The 18,910-nt window shown below is 56.2% G+C and carries 9 protein-coding genes; 4 read left to right on the forward strand and 5 right to left on the reverse strand.

Going from position 1 to position 18,910, the window contains the following annotated elements; translation table 11 throughout:
• Positions 1–2 precede the first annotated feature (2 nt).
• From ACUTQW_RS19635 to ACUTQW_RS19655, 5 genes are all read right to left on the reverse strand, one after another.
• Positions 3–6,065, reverse strand: a complete 6,063-nt coding sequence (locus tag ACUTQW_RS19635; RefSeq protein WP_445654939.1) for a DUF637 domain-containing protein — start codon at positions 6,063–6,065, stop codon at positions 3–5.
• Positions 6,066–6,128: 63 nt separating this feature from the next.
• The gene (locus tag ACUTQW_RS19640) at positions 6,129–7,808 is read right to left on the reverse strand and encodes a ShlB/FhaC/HecB family hemolysin secretion/activation protein (RefSeq protein ID WP_445654940.1); all 1,680 of its coding nucleotides are present in this window, start codon (positions 7,806–7,808) and stop codon (positions 6,129–6,131) included.
• Positions 7,809–8,037: 229 nt separating this feature from the next.
• Positions 8,038–8,850: a phosphate ABC transporter ATP-binding protein PstB gene (pstB, locus tag ACUTQW_RS19645; RefSeq protein WP_006316912.1), complete on the reverse strand. Its 813-nt coding sequence runs from the start codon at positions 8,848–8,850 to the stop codon at positions 8,038–8,040.
• Between the two features lie 28 nt (positions 8,851–8,878).
• A complete protein-coding gene (gene pstA / locus ACUTQW_RS19650) occupies positions 8,879–10,531 on the reverse strand; it encodes a phosphate ABC transporter permease PstA (RefSeq protein WP_020439566.1) in 1,653 nt (550 codons plus the stop codon).
• Positions 10,528–12,702 carry an ABC transporter permease subunit gene (locus ACUTQW_RS19655; protein ID WP_006327223.1) on the reverse strand — a complete coding sequence of 725 codons (2,175 nt, stop codon included), beginning with the start codon at positions 12,700–12,702 and terminating at the stop codon, positions 10,528–10,530. The genes pstA and ACUTQW_RS19655 overlap by 4 nt, the downstream gene beginning before the upstream one ends.
• Positions 12,703–13,192: 490 nt before the next feature.
• On the opposite strand from ACUTQW_RS19655, the gene ppk1 reads away from it, so the two are divergent.
• The 4 genes from ppk1 to mgtE all read left to right on the forward strand — a co-directional run bounded on the left by ppk1 (position 13,193) and on the right by mgtE (position 18,821).
• On the forward strand, positions 13,193–15,256 hold the full coding sequence (gene ppk1 / locus ACUTQW_RS19660; RefSeq protein WP_004951925.1) for a polyphosphate kinase 1: 2,064 nt from the start codon (positions 13,193–13,195) through the stop codon (positions 15,254–15,256).
• A gap of 10 nt (positions 15,257–15,266) precedes the next feature.
• Positions 15,267–16,817 carry an exopolyphosphatase gene (gene ppx / locus ACUTQW_RS19665; RefSeq protein WP_004951928.1) on the forward strand — a complete coding sequence of 517 codons (1,551 nt, stop codon included), beginning with the start codon at positions 15,267–15,269 and terminating at the stop codon, positions 16,815–16,817.
• 190 nt (positions 16,818–17,007) lie between these two features.
• Positions 17,008–17,187: a YfgG family protein gene (locus tag ACUTQW_RS19670; protein WP_004951930.1), complete on the forward strand. Its 180-nt coding sequence runs from the start codon at positions 17,008–17,010 to the stop codon at positions 17,185–17,187.
• 200 nt (positions 17,188–17,387) lie between these two features.
• Complete coding sequence (mgtE, locus tag ACUTQW_RS19675) at positions 17,388–18,821, forward strand: magnesium transporter (RefSeq protein ID WP_004951933.1); 1,434 nt, start codon at positions 17,388–17,390, stop codon at positions 18,819–18,821.
• The last annotated feature ends 89 nt before the right edge of the window (positions 18,822–18,910 follow it).

An 18,910-nucleotide genomic window follows, 5' to 3' on the forward strand; every position in this document is an offset into this window, starting at 1 on the left:
ACCTAACGAAATTTTAATTCATATTTATTTGATGCTATGCCTACCGCATTTTTTATCCTCTCATTACCAATGATGTCAATTGTCCAGCGAGCTTGAGTTTCTCCTGCTGAGCTCGAGTAATTTCGAAGATTAACTGTCATATCACCTGATTTTGCAAAGTATACCGTACCTTTCGGAGTTATTACTTCTTTCAGTGGTATACAGCCTATCAACGATTGCGCATAGTCAAAAATTTCTCTTTCTGTTAGGGTTTGTGAAGCAAAAACTTTTGTCTTTCCTTTCCTATCACTTCCCCCATCCCCAAGTACTTGTTCAAACTGTCGCCCAAACACACTCAGCTTAGTATCACTCTGTTTCTGGTCAAATATCTTGACCAACTGATCTGTATTGGTTTTCTGAACTCCCCGCAGATAATCCGCGGTCTTCGTTGACAAGTTTGTACCCGCAGCCGTTTCGCCTTTGATGAAATCGGCAACCGGTTGAGCATTGAAATTTTTTGTTTTATACAACTCGTCTGAAGTCGTCACCAACTGCTGCGTCAGCTTCTTAACGCTATCCTCGGTTTTTCCCAGGATCAGCGTGCTGCCGGTAGTAATGGCTCCCGTTCCAATTATCGCCTCCGGTGCCACAATGTCTGCCGCATAAATCCCAGCCTGATTCAGGCAAAGTGCCGGATTGGTTTTGCAACCGGCAATCGCCAATCGTGCTGCCAGAACCAATTCTGGCGCAGCTCCCACCAGCGTCATCCCCCCAGCGGCAAGTACCAGACCACCGCCACCTACGGTCGCCACTATCGCGGCAGCTTCTCGACGAGCCACAACACGTTTTGCCGCAGCAACATCGCCTTTATCAGCGGCCAAAATATCTTTCTGATTATCCAGCGCATACTGCATCAACATATGTTCGGTCATGTTGTAGCGATAAACCGACTGTGCACTGTCCGCAGCACTGTAGGCGCCTTCCGGTGTATGCGTTGTCAACGCCCCGGTCAAAGCCCCGATTACTCGTGCCGTTTGCTCTTTTACTTCATTGCCGTTTAACGCTTCCTGCAGACGGTAGAGCTGGCGTTCCTTTTCATTGAGATTGGCCGGTTCAAACAGTGTGCTTTGCATAATCACCCCGGCCAGCTCCGCCGCCAGCGCCCCTGCCGCCGCACCTTTACCGTCACCGCGTCCGATTTCCGCCGCCACACCCGCCACCACCGCATGGCTGACAGATTTACCGACTACGCCCAATACCTCGCCGTTATCGCCAATCAGCTTCGCCCCTTCGGCATTAATCTGGCTGCCGATATTGGCCAGCAGGGCATTGGTCAGATTGTCCTTAAAGCTGCCGCCATTGATGGCGGTATTCAGGCTGGAGCTGATGACCGATTGCCCGGCCACCCGCTGCGCCACCTTGCTCCAATCGCCATTGCTCAATTGCGGCAATTTGACGTTGTTCGGGTTGAGCGGTTTGCCCGCTGCGTCCTTGCTCCAACCCATCGCGCTGTCAAAGCCGTTGAGCGCCCCGCCAATCGCCATGGCGGTCGCGGTCGCTTTGACGCTTTCGTTACTGCCCAGCACTTTCAGGGTTTTCGATAGGTTGCCCTGATTTTCCACCAATGCCACTGCCGCTTGAGAGGCAAGCGACGACATCCCTGCCGTCACCGCACCACTGGTCACTGCACCGCCACCAATGGCCCCGGCAACATTGCTGGCAGCTAGCGCCGTGAGCGAACTGCCCGCTGTCACTGCCGCCGCTGCAATGGCAATCACCGCCGCCACCGCCGGGTTCAGGTGTTGGCTCTTGTAATCCCAGCTGTCGTAGGCGTCCTTGACGATGTTCCACTGCACGTCGTTGCGTTTGTTGAGGTCTTTTACCCAGGTGGTGCCCGGCGTATTACCCAGCGCATCTATCGCGCTTTGCAGCACCTGGCCGTTTTTCGCCTTCACGTCGGCGCTAACACCCTTTGCCGCATCGACGGTCAGCGTACCGCCAGTATGAATGCTCGGCAGCACCCACTTGTTGTCTTCATAGCCTTTATTGGATTGCTTGATGAAGAAACCTTTCGAGTTGCTGATCGTTTGCTCGAAGGAGGTATTTTTTACGGCACGGAAGTTGACCTGCCCATATGTGCTGGTTAATCGAACATTCTGCCCGGCGGCGATTTTACTGGCTTCATAGGTGCTGTCGTCGCGGCTCATTAGGTTGATGTTGCCGGCGGCAGTAAACTCGGTGACCTTATTGGCTACATCATGGCGAGTCTGCTTAACTTCGGTTTTCTTGCCCCACCATTTGCGCTTGGTTTCCTTTTTCTCGTAATGGCTGGACTCTTCCATTGCCTGGGCGTAGAGATAACCGCCCTTGGCGGCGATATCCAGAGTCCCCGTACGCACAGCCAATTCTCGGTTGTTAGCGTCTTCTTGACCTTTACGTTGTCTTTCCGCATCGTATTGGCGCTGCCTTTCCGATCGTACTGTGTTCAGCCGATTCTCGGCATCCTCTTTTTCCCTAGCCGGTTGCATAACTTGCTGCTGTGCCTGCTCAAACACACTTTGAGCGACATTTACTGCATTCAAGGCATTATTTACTGCATTCCGCCGGTCTATCAGGCGCTGACGAATTTTGTCATATTCCGCCACGGTGGCATCTTTGAATGCATTGCCCACCTTGGTACCTTCTGGCGTAGGTGCCGAGGTTTCCCCCCATTGCAGAACATTATTGACAAAGGCCAGTCCGCCTTCACGCAATAAATGGTCGAGATGCGCCTGGTTGTCAATGTGTGCCGATACATCGAGATACGCGCCACCACCACTGTATATCGGTACGGCAACGAATCGGACTGACGAAGAAGTGATAGGGTGAGCTACGACATCAAACAACGATAGGGTATCGGGGTGATGACGTGCGGCTTCCAACTCCCGCCGACGTTCATTAAGCTGCCCTTCGGCATTGCCTCTGTTTTGCTGCGCCTGTTCATATCGCTGACGGAACTGCTGAGCCTGCAGTTCCGCCGTTGCCAATACGGCATCAATGCTGGAGAGGTCAGCCGGTGTCGACACCAGCCCGAGCGCCCCTTTCGTCACCAGTTTGGTGGCCTGGAATAAAATGCTGCCATTAGAAATGATCGTCATCAGACCACCGGCAGTTAGCTCAGTACCCTGCTGGGTTCGTGTTTCGGTAAATTCCTTGTTGCCCTCGCGGTAGGTATGATTTTGCACTGCCTCGAAACGCATGTCTCCGCCCGAGGTTAGGGTCATGTTACCGCCAGAGCTCAGTTTGGCGCCGTAGGTCAGCAACTGGTTGTTGGCCGCAGCAGTAAAGTTTTTCCCTGCGTTAAGGGTCGTGACCAGATGACGATCGTCTTTGTTATTATCGTTAACCGCATCGATGGCAGAGTAACCAGCCGCCGCCAACCACAAGTTTTGCCCGGCCAGCAACGTGATGTTGCCATTGGCAGAGAGAGTACCGCCCTGAGTCCCGAGATCACGCGCAGAGTTAATCAGCAGATTGCCCCCGGCGTGCACTTTGCTGCCTAACTCAGGAGTCCTGGTTGAGTGAAAAAGATAATTAACTCGTTCATTCAACCCACGATAATTGAGATCGGCGTTATGGCCAGCCAGTAACGTAATATCCTTGGCCGCTTTAATCTGAGCACCCCGTAGAGCCAGGTATCCGCCGGAATTAAGCAGCACCGAGCCGCTGGCCTTCATCTGACCTACCGCCAACATCTGGTTAAACAGCGCCAACTCTCTGGCTGGAGTAGGCGAAATGACGGGTGAAAACGGCTTGTACCACAGCCAGGAGAAGTCTCTGTCCAACGTAATGCTGCCATTCGCCGTCATAGCGATGTTACGGCTCTGTGGCGCCAAACGCGTATTGAGAAGCGCGATGGTACTGCCTGCATTCAACGTCAGATCGCCGCTGGCTTCCAGCCCTCCCATCCAATGCGAACCGTCCGGTTGGAAATAATGCGGTCCCTGACTGGTGTGGAACTTGATCTCACCATTCTTCGTCAACAGAGTGACGTTTTTTCCTTTCACCTCGCTCTGCCAGGCATCGATATTATTCACCGCCGCCATGGACACATTATTTCCGGCGTTTAGTACACCTTGACCAAGATTAATTCTATCTTCGGCAATAAGTGTGATATCACCGCTTGCCCGAATGGCATCGGTACTGCCGATAGTATTGGCATGCAGCAGAATATTTTTCGCGACTAACGTGTCTGGACGAGTTGAAACCACAGCCTCACTGGTTTTCACGTCGTACGGCAACGGCGTATCGATATGAATTCCGCCGTTAAAATCCGCAGTCAGGTTATTACCAGCGGTAATTGACGATTTCTGATGCCCCTTATCTTTCCATGCCAGTAACTCCTGCTGCCTGGTATATGCAGCTTTTTCAGTAATATTTAACAGATCCCAGTCACCTGGAGGAGCATCTTCATCACGGGCTATGCTACCGACACCAAAAGTAGAAGAACCTAATTGCCAATACAGATCCTTTTGGCCAAGTTGCAAACTCTTTACGATAAAGTCTTTCCCCGTCAGTATCAGGTCTTTGGCTGCATTAATATTGGACTGATCGTTCCAGAGAGAAGTCGCGTTTATATAAGCATTACTACCCGAGCTGATCACACCCGGCACCTGTGATTTAGTGATCACATAGTCATCCCGTCCGACATTAACCTTATCGTTTTTAGATAGATTGATTTCCCCAAACCAACTGCCAATACCAAAATCCTTCAATTCAGGTTCCAGTCGCACAACAGCATCCACCCCTTGCCGTGTGTCGTAGTAACTGCCAACGGATGATTTATTAAATGCCTTTGAATCCCCGGGGATATTTCTCCAGCCCGCGCTCACTTCATTCCGAACGTTATTCAGACTCTCAGTTCTAATAACCAAATCACCGCTGTTGGTCAGTATCTTCGCCGAGCGGTTCTCAACGCTAGTCGCCTTATTGCCCTGCGCATCCTTCTGGATCCATAAAGTGTTGTTGCTGTGCAACGCCGTGTTGTCTCCGTCACGCAGTTCAACATTGCGCACCTTGTCGGCAAACACCCGCATATCTCGGTGTGCAGTCACATTGCCGTTGTTGTTGAGCGTATCGGCAGCCAGCGTCACGTCGCGTTCGCCACGGACCTTAACGCCGGTGGCAATATGAACCTCTCTGGCACTGACGTTCAAATCCGTTTGTGCATGCGCTTGTCCCAGTTCAATACGTCCATTAACGGTAAGTGTGACATCCCGTTGCGTGCTATTGATATTATTTAGGTTGACCCCGACCCCATCCTCATTGGCCACGAGACGGATCTTATTGGCATACATACCGCCCAATGCTTTGGTGTCCACCGCGAGCACAGGTTTAGCGCCTTCGCCGGCGATAGGCTTGATGGTGCCGTCTTTGAAACTGACGCGGTTAGCCCCCAGGGTCAGCGACAGATTATTGGCGTTGATCTTGCCATTCAGTTCGGTAGCGCGGCTGATGATGTCGACGTAGTCGGCGCTGTTGCCGTCCAGCCCTTTGCCGCCGATGGTGACGCCACCCTTTTTCACCTCCAGCGCTTCCAGCGCGCCCTGCTTGTCGAACTGCGGTTTACCGGTAGTCAGGGTGACGCCGGGAGCGTTGATAAAACCACAACCGTCGCAGCTGATACCATTGGGGTTGGCGATCATCACGTTGGCCTTGTTGCCGAACACCTCAAGCTTGCCCTGCAGTTCGGAACGGCTGCCGCCGGTGACTTCGTTGATGATCAAATCGGCCGGTTTACCCTTGAGGTTAGGGTTGCCGTTGATAATATCGACACCTAGCTGCGTTTTTCCGCCCTGTGTCGCATTGTTCAGCACAGCCCCCGGAGCCCCGACGTTGAAATCCTTATAGGTGTTATGAGAAATGCCCGCACCGTTCGGCGTGGCGATATTCACCACCGGTACGTTACCCGGTTTGATGACCACCTGAGTGTTGCCGTTGGCGGCGTTGATACCCGCGGCAAAGGCGGGGTGCAATGGCTGCAGCGCCGTCAGATAAATCAGCAGATAGCTGATACTCCGGGGTAACGGGTGGTTGAGCTTATCCATTATTCACTCCTTTGAAATGATGTTGGTTTTAGACATCTGCGGGCGTCTTACCCTGTGCTGACGTTATAACGTGAAGGCGGCTTGCCAGTAGGCCACCCAATGATCCGGTTGCAAGCTGCCAGGGTGCTTCAGGGGTTTACCGACGGTGAACGACTGATTGAACCATCGCCCATTCAGCAAAGCGCCCAGCGCCACGCCACTGACGTTTCCACCGTCGATTTGCCCGGCGCGCCCCTGCACCCAGCCGGTGTCCAACGCGCCAATCAGAGAGAGGTCCCCCAGCCCCGGCTGCGTCATCCATTGCCAGTTGAGCTCGTTACGCCAGTACCCACCGCGATTGCCGGTCAGGTATTGCTCCTTGAAGCCGCGAACCGAATACTGCCCGCCAACGGAGACGCGCTCGCTGGAGTACAGGTTATCCGGCGTAGTTTGCCCGTAGGCTGATGTCAGGTAGTACAAAGAGGGTGTCAGAGGATAGAAGTAACTGGCGCTGAGGCTGAGTTTGCGAAACTCGCTGCGCGGCGCATTGGTATGCTCCGGGTCATCCGTGGTGGCACTCAACATACGTAGGCCGTGGCTTACCGTCGGGTTCAGCGTCAGATAGCCGCGCCCGGCGACCGCGCTGTAATTCCCGCCGAGGCTAAATACGCTGAGCGTCGGGCTGCTGATAGCCAGACGTTCGCCCGCCAGTTGGTTCTCTGTACGCCTGCGCGTCAGCCCTATGTCGACAGAAAACTTGCGCGAACCGTCCCGCAACAGCGTGCGGTTGGCACCCAAACGCTGGGTTTGACTATTTCCCTTATAGCGGTAAGCGTCGCCATTGAACGGCACGTTCTGGAAAAAATCATTCCAGGCATATTGATAGCTGAATAGCCAGTAGCCGTAGGGCAAGGTCACGCCGCCGTTGAGGCTGCGGCTGCGATGGCTATGGTTGAAATCGCTGTTACGTGCCGCAGAAAATGACCACTGTTCGGCAAGGCGCAACGGATTATCCAACGTTATGCCGGCATTCATCTGCCCGGTGCCCGTACTTTTCTGGCCGCTGTTGTCTGCACCAAAAGAAAGTGCAACGGGCAAACGCGCGGAACTGCGCCGCAATACCACGTTTGAATAACCAGAATGCGTTCCAGGCTGGATATCGATGCTCACCTGCTTTGAGGGCAACCGATTGAGCTGTTCCATCCCCTGTTCAATATCCCGCAGGTTCAATACCTCACCGGCCCTGCCGGGGAACGCCATTCGTAACGCCAGCGTGTTTTCTCCATCAAGCGTAATGGATTCCACCCGTCCTTCATTGGCGCTGACAATCAACGTACCGCCGGCAATATCCTGATCCTGCAGGAAGGCCTGCGAGGTGATATAGCCGCGTTGCAGATAGGCATTGGTGGTTTCTCGCACCAGGCGATTGATGTGGTTCAAAGTCAGGCAACGGCCCTGGTAGGGTTTTGCCAGTTTTTCTTTCACCGACCAGGAGAGGTGTTCCGCCCCCTGAAAGACAATGCGTTGCACATTGTGGCAGGTTTCCTCGCCCGCACTCGCCACAGGCAGCGGTAATGCAGGCAACGCGACATTGTTTTGCAGTGCTTCACGTTGCTGCTGTGCTTGTTCCAGCAACGTTTTTTGCTGTTGGGTAATGCTGTCGCGGTCGACCGGGCTGGCAATTTCCGCTGCCTGAACGCAATGAAAACGCCCGACACTGGCCATAAACGCCAAAGCCCAGATGCATAGCTTCCATGTACACATTTAAAAACATCCATTTACGATAATTTACATAGATTAGCGAATTATAAACATTTATCCCTTCTCGTCTATACGAATGAGAATTGTTTTTATTCAAAGTACAGAAAATAGCGAAAGTTCAGGGGATAACCGTGAAGGAGCGGGAGGACGAGCGGCGTAATGAACTAAAGGGCATTGAAGCTAACGAGCTCCAGTGGAACGGGGCGCAGCATTGAACTGCGCCCAACAATCCTTAACCGTAACGCCCGGTAATATAATCCTCGGTGCGGCGCTGACGCGGTGACGTAAAGATATCGTCGGTCGCGTTGTATTCCACAAGTTGCCCCTGGTGAATAAACGCCGTGTAATCGGACACCCGCGCCGCCTGCTGCATGTTGTGGGTAACCAGCACCACGCTGTACTGCTGTTTCAGCGCGGAGATCAGCTCTTCGATGGTCAGGGTGGAGATCGGATCCAGCGCCGAGGTCGGTTCATCGAGCAACAACACTTCCGGCTCAATGGCTATCGCCCGCGCAATCACCAACCTCTGCTGCTGGCCGCTGGAAAGGCGGAACGCATTCTCGCGCAACCGATCCTTGACCTCATGCCACAGCGCTGCGGCGCGCAGCGAACGCTCCACCGCCTCGTCCAGGATCCGCCGGTCGCGCACGCCCTGTAGCCGCAGGCCATAGACCACGTTTTCATAAATCGACTTCGGGAACGGGTTCGGGCGCTGGAACACCATACCGACCCGCCGCCGCAGTGCCGCCACGTCGATCTGCGTGCCGGAAATGCCCTGCCCGTTGAGTTGCAGCTCACCTTCGATCCGGCAGTTATCCACCAAATCGTTCATGCGGTTAAAGCAGCGCAGCAGCGTCGACTTACCGCAACCGGAAGGGCCGATCAGCGCCGTAACGCGGTGCTTGGGAATACGCAGCGAAATATTGTGCAGTACCTGTTTCTCGCCATAAAACAGGTTGAGGCCGTTCACCGCCAGCGCGGTATGTTCATCATCAAGATGCTGGACATCCAGCCGGGGCAAACTGCCTGGCGTCATCAAACCCATTACGCACTCCCCAGAAATAACGTCATTGTTACTGCGACCATGCTCTGTACCGCTCCCTCAGCGAATGGCGGATGCCCATCGCCGCCAGATTCAACCCCACCACAATCGCCACCAGCAAAAACGCCGTGGCGAACACCAGCGGCCGGGCGGCTTCCACGCTCGGGCTCTGGAAGGCCATATCGTAAATCTGGAAGCTCAGATGCATAAACTTCCGCTCCAGATGCAGATACGGGAAAATATCGTCCACCGGCAGCACCGGCACGGATTTCACCACGCCCACCAGCATCAGCGGCGCCGTTTCCCCGGCGGCGCGCGCCACCGCCAGGATCAGGCCGGTCATCATCGCCGGAGCGGCCATCGGCAGAACGATACGCCACAGCGTTTCCGCACGGCTGGCACCTAATGCCAAGGATCCCTGGCGCAGCGTGGCGGGAATGCGCGACAGCCCCTCCTCGGTAGCGACGATCACCACCGGCAGCGTCAGCAACGCCAGCGTCAACGCCGCCCACAGCACGCCAGGCGTACCGAAGGTCGGGTTGGGCAGCGACTCCGGGTAAAACAGCTGATCGAGGGTACCGCCAATCATATAAACGAAGAACCCCAGGCCAAACACGCCGTAAACAATCGACGGCACGCCGGCCAGATTGACCACCGCAATGCGTATCAACCGCGTAAGCAAATTATTGCCGGCATACTCGTGCAGGTAAACGGCGGCGATCACGCCAAACGGCATCACCACTATCGACATCAGGATCACCATCAGCACGGTGCCGAAAATCGCCGGGAACACGCCGCCTTCGGTATTGGCCTCACGCGGGCTGTCGCTGAGGAATTTCTTCACCTGCTCGGCCCAGTGCACCAGCTTCTGGGTGGTGTTCATTGCATTGGGATACCAGGCATCGCGCACCTGGCTGAGCGCAATGGTATGAACCTGCCCGTGCATGTCACGCAGCAGCAGCGCATCGCGCTGGCGATCGCGGTTCAGCCCTTCCAGCCGGTCAGACAACTGCCGATACCGGCGTTGCAACTCCAGCCTTTCAGCCCTGATGGAGGCCTGCGAACGAGCGTCCAGCTTGTCATCGCGCTGCAGGCTCTTTTCGCGCAGGCGCAGTGTATCGAACCTTTGGTTGATGCGCGCCATATCGCGAAATTGAATGTCGTGCGCCTGCCGCGAAAGCGCGGCGATCTGCGGCAAACGCTGCTGCAGCGCCTGGTTGATATTGCGCCCGGTCAAAGGCTGGCCGTCTTCCAGCATCCCCGCCAAATAGCCATAAGCGGTGCCGTTGCTGTTGCGCTCCAGCACCAGCAGATCGCGCGGCGTACTCTGCCGCAGGATGTCGCTGGCCAGCAACGTGCGGAAATCCTGCCCTTCGCTCTCGCGGTTGCCGACTTTGATCAGATAACGTTCGAAGCTCTGCGCATTCCCCGGCGGCAGCGCAACGCCGGACTCCTGCAACTGGCGGCGGGGAAGGCTTTGCTGCTGGTACAGCTCGCCGATCATCATCACCGGGCCGGCCGCGCTCTGATTCAACTCAAACTGGTAAACCGGGCTGGGCCAGAAATAGCGCATCCCCTGCCCGGCCAACAGCAACATGATACCGAGCAACGCCAGCAGGCTGACGGTCACCGAACCGGCGGTCAGCCAAATCCACGGCGAACCGCTTTTCACCCAGTGCTTCATGGCGCCTCCTGATTCAGGGTATAGCGTTTACGCAGACGCAGACGAACCGCCTCCGCCAGCGTATTGAACACGAAAGTGAAAATAAACAGCACCAGCGCGGTAAGGAACAGCACCCGGTAATGGCTGCTGCCGGCTACCGCCTCGGGCATTTCTATCGCGATATTGGCCGCCAGCGCACGCAGGCCCTGGAACAGGCTGCCGTCAATAATCGGCGTATTGCCGGTGGCCATCAACACAATCATGGTCTCGCCCACCGCCCGGCCAAACCCTATCATCAGCGCCGAGAAAATACCGGCGCTGGCCGAAGGCAGCACCACCCGCATCACGGTTTGCCACTGGGTCGCCCCCAACGCCAGCGATCCCTGGCTGAGCGTGGCCGGCACGCTGAACAAGGCGTCTTCCGCCAGCGAGAAAATAATCGGCACCAGCGCAAATCCCATCGCCACGCCGACCACCAGCGCGTTGCGCTGGTCATAATCATCGCCCAGCCAGAAATGCAGCGGTTCCCCGAACAGTTTCACTTCCAGCCACGGCCCAACGCTGAACGTCAGCCAGACGACCAGCAGCATCAAAGGCAGCAGGATCAGCAGATCGAAACCTGGCGGTAACCGCCGCGGCGCAAATCGGTTCACCACTGCGCCACAGGCCAACACCGCTACCGCCAGCAGCACCGGCAGCGACAGCACCGCCAGCAAATAATGTTCAATCACCGGGGCCAGCCAGATGCCGGCCACCAGCCCGATAACCACCGTCGGCAACGCGCCCATCACCTCGATAGCCGGTTTGATCACCCGCCGCAGCCCGGGCGACATGAAATAAGCGGTGTAAATCGCCCCCGCCAGCGCCAGCGGGATCGCGAACAGCATCGCGTAACTCGCCGCCTTAAAGGTGCCAAAAATCACCGGCATCAGGCTGAATTTGGCCTGATAGCTGTCCTCGCCGGAGGTCGATTGCCACACGTAGGCCGGCTCAGGGTAATTCTCATACCACACCTTGTGCCACAGCGAACGCCAGGTCACGTCAGGGTAAGGGTTATCAATCGCATAGTGCTGCCAGCCCTGCGCCGTTTCCAGCAGCAGGCCGTCGCCGCTCGGGGCGAACGCCATCTGCCGAACGCCACTGCTCAGCCTGCCGTTGAGCAACGGCTGCGGCTGAATGCTCGAGAACAGCGAGAAACCGCCATCGGGCCGCAGGGTAGCGAACACCCGGCGATAAGGCTCGGCCACCAGCAAATCTTGCGGTTCGGCACTGTGTTCGAAATGCTGCACCGGCGTCAGTTGCCAGCGCTGGTTCTTTTCCACGTCGAACCATTCGCGCACGCTGCCGTCAGCCGCTTCGATCAACAGCGCACTGCCGCCGGGCAACGCCGTCAGCTGATAAGGCGAATGCTCCCCGAGGGTGCGGGTTTCTTTCAGTTGCAGCTGCGTGCCGTTAATCTGGTAACGCGCCAGGCGGTTATCCGTCAAAAGGTACAGCTGGCGCCCGTCCGGGGTCAGCACGATCTGCTGCGGCGCACGGTCCAGTGCGCTTGCGCTCAACTGCGGCGGATGTTCGTTACCGAAACGGCCAAACACCAACCGGTTATCGTCGGTGACGCCGGCCAGCAAGTACTGGCCGCGCCGCGCCTCGGCCAGCGTCAGCAGCGTCAGCGGCCGGCCCCGTTGATCCAGCGCCTGTGGCCGTTGTCCGAGTGGAAACGCCCACTGCGGCACCGCCGATCCCGCCGCGGCAAAGTCCGCGCTGGCGACAATAAACCGGCCATCGGCCTGCGCCAAAGCAAACAGGTCGCGTTCGCCCGCAGCCTGGGCGAGCAACCTCGGTTTGGCCAGCAGCGGTTGCTGCGCCAGCAGTTCGCCGGCCTTCGCGCCCTCTTGCGGCGTCAAACGGTAAAACTGGCCCGCGCCCTGCGTATCAATGCGATAACCGATGCGTTGCTGCACATCCATGCCCAACGCCAGCGCCGGTGCAGAAGCTGCGATCGCCAGCGGCTGCGCCTTGCCCATCGCCGCCGGTTTGAACAGCGGCAACACCGCAAACAGCAGGTAAACGAAGATCAGCATGAGCGTCATCAGCACCAGCAGCCCGCTGACGGTCACCGCCGCCTGCACGCTCCGGTCGATGCGCGCGCGCAGGCGATCCCGGGGATGTTGGTTTACCGTAGTCTGTGCCATGTCTCTCGCTGTCGCTGATGTAATCAGGCTTGCGCCATAGAATAACCGGGCATCTTATGTCAGTTTTGTGACGTTTGCATGACAAAGTTCCTCACCTATTAATTGGATTATTCAACTAATAAAACCCACTGTATGCCAAGTATATTTCTGAAATATGATGAAAATACCGGTCATATAGCAAATAACAAGGGTTAATATTCGAGATTTTATATCGGACAATATTGACCAGCGGCTTCAACGCCGCAAAAATATTTTTTATACCGCAAAATGCCCCGTGCCAACGCAATGGATATGTTGGACTTTCCTGTCAATCTCTCGCAATAATGATGAAGGACAATAGGCTGTGTCCCGGTGCCGCTGCGGACTCAAAAGCCCATCATCAAGGTTGAGGGTGCAGGACATAGCCGGGCTACGTTCAAGCCCGACAACGCAGAGTACGGGCTTTGGGGGGGCGTCCCGGGTCCTTTTCTAAAATTGAACTGGAGTGGCAATGGGTCAGGAAAAGCTCTACATCGAAAAAGAATTAAGCTGGTTATCCTTTAATGAACGCGTGTTGCAGGAAGCCGCAGATAAGAGCAATCCCCTGATTGAGCGCATGCGTTTTCTGGGCATTTACTCCAATAACCTCGACGAGTTCTATAAGGTCCGCTTTGCCGATCTCAAACGACGCATCCTGATCAGCGAAGAGCAAGGCTCCGGCGGCGCTTCACGTCATTTGCTGAAGAAGATCCAGGCCAAGGTATTAAAAACCGATCAGGAATTCGACAGCCTGTATAACGATCTGCTGCTGGAAATGGCACGCAACCAGATCTTCTTGATCAACGAACGTCAGGTGTCGGAGAACCAGCAGTCCTGGCTGCGCCAATACTTCAAGCAGCATCTGCGCCAACACATCACCCCGATCCTGATCAACCACGACACCAATCTGGTGCAGTTCCTGAAAGACGATTACACCTATCTGGCGGTAGAGATTATCCGCGGTACGCGCATCGAGTACGCGCTGCTGGAGATCCCGTCCGATAAGGTACCGCGCTTCGTCAACCTGCCGCCGGAAGCGCCGCGCCGCCGCAAACCGATGATCCTGCTGGACAACATTCTGCGTTACTGCCTGGACGATATCTTCAAGGGCTTCTTCGATTACGATGCGCTCAACGCCTATTCGATGAAAATGACGCGCGACGCCGAATATGACCTGGTGACAGAAATGGAATCCAGCCTGCTGGAACTGATGTCCTCCAGCCTGAAACAACGCCTCACCGCCGAACCGGTGCGTTTCGTTTATCAGCGCGACATGCCGAACGAAATGGTGGAACTGCTGCGCGGCAAGCTCGGCATCTCCAACTATGATTCGGTGATCGCCGGTGGCCGCTACCATAACTTTAAGGATTTCATTGGCTTCCCGAACGTCGGTAAGGCCAACCTGGTCAATAAACCGCTGCCGCGCCTGCGCCACATCTGGTTCGATAAATTCCGCAACGGCTTTGACGCCATCCGCGAACAGGACGTGCTGCTCTACTACCCATACCATACCTTTGAGCACGTGCTGGAGCTGGTGCGCCAGGCGTCGTTCGACCCGAGCGTGCTGGCGATCAAAATCAATATTTATCGCGTGGCGAAAGACTCGCGCATTATCGAGTCGATGATCCACGCCGCGCACAACGGCAAAAAGGTCACGGTGGTGGTGGAACTGCAGGCGCGCTTTGATGAAGAGGCCAATATTCACTGGGCCAAACGCCTGACCGAAGCCGGCGTGCACGTGATCTTCTCTGCGCCAGGGCTGAAAATTCACGCCAAACTGTTCCTGATCTCGCGCCGTGAAGGCGACGATATTGTGCGCTATGCTCATATCGGTACCGGTAACTTTAACGAGAAAACCGCGCGTATTTACACCGACTATTCACTGCTGACCGCCGACTCGCGCATCACCAATGAAGTGCGTCGGGTGTTCAACTTTATCGAGAACCCGTACCGGCCGGTTACCTTCGACAATCTGATGGTGTCGCCACAGAACTCGCGCCTGAAGCTGTACGAATTGATCGATCAGGAAATCGCCAACGCCCAGGCCGGGCACTCGGCCGGCATTATGCTGAAAATCAACAATCTGGTGGATAAAGGGCTGGTAGATCGGTTATATACCGCCTCCGGCGCCGGCGTAAAAATCCGCCTGTTGGTCCGGGGTATGTGTTCTTTGATTCCCAACCTGCCGGGGATCAGTGACAATATTCAGATAATCAGCATCGTCGACCGCTATCTGGAACACGATCGGGTTTACGTTTTCGACAACAAAGGTGACAAACTGGTCTATCTGTCCTCTGCGGACTGGATGACCCGTAACATAGATTACCGTATAGAAGTGGCGGTCTCGCTGTTGGATCCAACGCTGAAACAACGGGTTCTGGATATTCTGGAAATCCTGTTCAGCGACACGGTCAAGGCACGCTACCTCGATAAAGAACTGAGCAACCAGTACGTACCGCGCGGCAACCGCCGTAAAGTGCGCGCTCAGGTTGCCATTTATGAGTATTTAAAAGCTCTGGAACAACCAGGACAGTAGGCCAGCCACTATGCCGCTAAAAAGCACTGCAACGAACAAACCGCAGGAAATCGCTGCCATCGACCTTGGGTCGAACAGCTTCCACATGGTGATTGCCCGCGTCGTCAACGGCGCCTTACAGGTATTGGGCCGTTTAAAACAGCGGGTCCACCTCGCCGATGGATTGGACAGCAACAATGTGCTCAGTGAAGAGGCAATAGAACGCGGCCTTGCCTGCCTGGCGCTGTTCGCCGAACGGCTGCAAGGCTTTCCGGCGGATAACGTCACCATCGTCGGCACCCATACTTTGCGCCAGGCGATTAACGCGGAAGTGTTCCTCAAACGCGCGGCCAAGGTGATCCCCTATCCGATTGAAATCATCGCCGGGCAGGAAGAAGCGCGCCTGATCTTTATGGGCGTGGAACACACGCAGCCGGAAAAAGGCCGCAAGCTGGTGATCGACATCGGCGGCGGCTCCACCGAGTTGGTGATCGGCGAAGACTTTGAACCGCTGCTGGCGGAAAGCCGCCGCATGGGCTGCGTCAGCTTCGCACAGCAGTTCTTCCCGGGCGGTGAAATCAGCAAGAACAACTTCAAGCGCGCACGCCTGGCGGCGGCGCAGAAGCTCGAGACCCTGGCCTGGCAATACCGTATTCAGGGCTGGCAGTATGCGCTTGGCGCGTCCGGCACCATCAAGGCCGCACATGAAGTGCTGGTGGAGATGGGCGAAAAAGACGGCCTGATCACCCTTGAGCGGCTGGAGATGCTGGCGGAACAGGTGCTGCAGTTTAAAAACTTCAGCGCGCTGAGCCTGCCGGGATTGTCCGAAGACCGTCAGTCGGTGTTTGTGCCGGGTCTGGCGATCTTGTGCGGCGTGTTCGATGCGCTGGCGATCCGCGATCTGCGCCTTTCCGACGGCGCGCTGCGCGAAGGCGTGCTGTACGAAATGGAAGGCCGTTTCCGCCATCAGGATATCCGTAGCCGCACCGCCAAAAGCCTGGCCGATCACTACAATATTGACCGTGAACAGGCCAAGCGCGTGCTCGAAACCACCGAGCTGCTGTATGCACAGTGGACGGCGCAAAACCCCAAGCTGGCGAATCCGCAGTTGGAAGCGCTGTTGAAGTGGGCGGCGATGTTGCATGAAGTGGGGTTGAGCATCAACCACAGCGGCATGCATCGTCACTCGGCTTATATTCTGCAGAACACCAACCTGCCGGGTTTCCATCAGGAACAGCAATTGCTGCTGGCGGCGCTGGTGCGTTTCCACCGCAAGGGCATCAAGCTCGAAGAGCTGCCGCGCCTGAACCTGTTCAAGAAAAAGTATTATCTGCCGCTGATCCAGTTGCTGCGCCTGAGCACCCTGCTCAACAACCAGCGCCAGTCGACCACTACGCCGGAGACGTTGCGTCTTAGCACCGACGATAACCACTGGACGCTGCGCTTCCCGGCCGGCTATCTGGCGCTGAACAACCTGGTACAGCTGGATTTCGAACGTGAGCAAGCCTACTGGAACGACGTAGTGGGCTGGAAACTGATGATTGAAGAAGAAGGCTCGCAGGACGAGAAACGCTCTGCCTGAGTCCGTCGCCCCCACCCTGCGGTGGGGGCTCGTTAAACGCCGAAGCGGCTGAATCCCTACCCTAAACGACGATGAAATGCCCGGTGGCTTACGCCGGAAATAAATGGACAACTTTTGTCATCCCCTCCTGGAATTCCGGTTACAATTCCCAACACCAGATAGCACAGGAAACCGGCATGCCGGGTGATATATGCGTAAAAAAACCACCGGACAGATGACAAAGATAGTGCTGTTGATCAGCTTTATCATTTTAGTCGGCCGCCTGCTGTATGCCGCCGTGGTTGCGGTTCCCCATCATCAGGAAAAAAAGCTCGCCCCCGTTCAGGGCACCACGGAGATCCGCCAAGAAAACCGGGACGGCTCCCCCTGAAACGGCAAGAAGCCATCAACACTCAGGGCAACCGAATAGTTAAGCAGCCTGCCGCCGGCCAACGCCTGTTGGGTATGCCAGGCCCCTTACTTATTCCTCAGCGCCTGCATCCATTTCATAAAAATGACGCCTGCATTCACTATGTTCTATCTTGGGTAGAGATTGTCTGTGAGGACTACTGAGTGCCAGTAAGGAATACCATGTCAGTCGCAACGCATAACGTTAAAAAAGTCGCTGAATATCGCCAGCGCATTCTTTCGCTGCTGTTAAACAATAAAGACCTGGTCGATGGCATTCTTGGTCGGCCGGGGGATGAAAATGCGCTCAGCAAAACCGAATTGCTGAACCAGACCGCCGAAATAACCGGCCTGCTGGACGATATGCACGCCGCTGACCTCGCGGACCTGCTGGAAGCCCTGCCGCAAGACGAACGCCTGGCGCTGTGGCGGTTGGTAGGCAACGGCAAGCGCGGCCAGACGCTGGTGGAAGTGGCCGAGCCGGTGTGGGACAGCCTGATCGAAGAGATGAGCGATAAAGACCTGCTCAAGGCGATCAAAACGCTGGACGTCGATGAGCAGGCCTATCTGGCGCAATATCTGCCGCGTAACCTGATGGGCCGCCTGTTGACCTCGCTGGAGCCTGATCAGCGCGCGCAGGTACGCGAGATGATCCACTACGGCAAGGACACCGTAGGCTGGATGATGGATTTTGAGCTGGTCACGGTGCGTCCGGACGTCACGCTCGGGGCGGTACACCGTTTCCTGCGTTTGCGTAAAACCATCCCGGCGGCTACCGACAAACTCTTTGTCACCGATCGCAAGAATACCCTGCTGGGCGAGTTGCCGCTGACCGCCGTGCTGCTGAACGACCCGGAAACCCCGGTGCAGGACGTGATGGACAGCGATCCCACCCGCTTCCTGCCGGAAGACAGAGCCGAGGCGGCGGCCAGCGCGTTCGAACGTTATGACCTGATCAGCGCCCCGGTGGTCGACGCCAAGGGCAAGCTGATGGGCCGCCTGACCATTGAAGAGATCGTTGACGTGGTCAACGAGGAAAGCGACACCACCCTGCGCCGCATGGGGGGCTTGAGCCCGGACGAGGACGTGTTTGCCCCGGTCATGAAAGCGGTAAAAACTCGCTGGGCATGGCTGGCTATCAATCTGTGCACCGCGTTTATCGCCTCGCGCGTCATCGGCATGTTTGAACACACCATTTCGCAGTTGGTGGCGCTGGCGGCGTTGATGCCGATCGTCGCCGGTATCGGCGGTAACACCGGCAACCAGACCATCACCATGATCGTCCGCGCGCTGGCGCTGCACCAGATCGAAGTCGGTAATATCTCCCGCCTGATGTTGAGAGAGCTGGGGGTGGCGATTATCAACGGCGTGGTTTGGGGCGGCATCATGGGAGTGGTCACCTGGCTGCTGTACGGGGACTGGGCGATGGGCGGCGTAATGACGCTGGCGATGATCCTCAACCTGTTGGTGGCGGCGCTGATGGGCGTGGTGATCCCGATGACCATGATCAAAATGGGGCGCGATCCGGCAGTGGGCTCCAGCGTCTTGATCACCGCGCTGACCGACACCGGCGGCTTCTTTATCTTCCTTGGCCTGGCGACGCTGTTCCTGCTTTGAACCTTTATCGCCGGCGCCTGCGCCGGCTTTTGCGTTCGCTCACTAAAGCCGTATGATTCGGTAGGTTTTATTACCGAGCTGTACTACCC

This window comes from Serratia sp. TSA_7, assembly GCF_052692135.1.

Bases quoted from the DNA above. Each gene is read 5' to 3' on its own strand.
- ACUTQW_RS19655 (WP_006327223.1), bottom strand. From the start codon at position 12,702: ATGGCACAGACTACGGTAAACCAACATCCCCGGGATCGCCTGCGCGCG.
- ppx (WP_004951928.1), top strand. From the start codon at position 15,267: ATGCCGCTAAAAAGCACTGCAACGAACAAACCGCAGGAAATCGCTGCC.
- pstB (WP_006316912.1), bottom strand. From the start codon at position 8,850: ATGGGTTTGATGACGCCAGGCAGTTTGCCCCGGCTGGATGTCCAGCAT.
- ppk1 (WP_004951925.1), top strand. From the start codon at position 13,193: ATGGGTCAGGAAAAGCTCTACATCGAAAAAGAATTAAGCTGGTTATCC.
- mgtE (WP_004951933.1), top strand. From the start codon at position 17,388: ATGTCAGTCGCAACGCATAACGTTAAAAAAGTCGCTGAATATCGCCAG.
- ACUTQW_RS19640 (WP_445654940.1), bottom strand. From the start codon at position 7,808: ATGTGTACATGGAAGCTATGCATCTGGGCTTTGGCGTTTATGGCCAGT.
- ACUTQW_RS19635 (WP_445654939.1), bottom strand. From the start codon at position 6,065: ATGGATAAGCTCAACCACCCGTTACCCCGGAGTATCAGCTATCTGCTG.
- pstA (WP_020439566.1), bottom strand. From the start codon at position 10,531: ATGAAGCACTGGGTGAAAAGCGGTTCGCCGTGGATTTGGCTGACCGCC.
- ACUTQW_RS19670 (WP_004951930.1), top strand. From the start codon at position 17,008: ATGCGTAAAAAAACCACCGGACAGATGACAAAGATAGTGCTGTTGATC.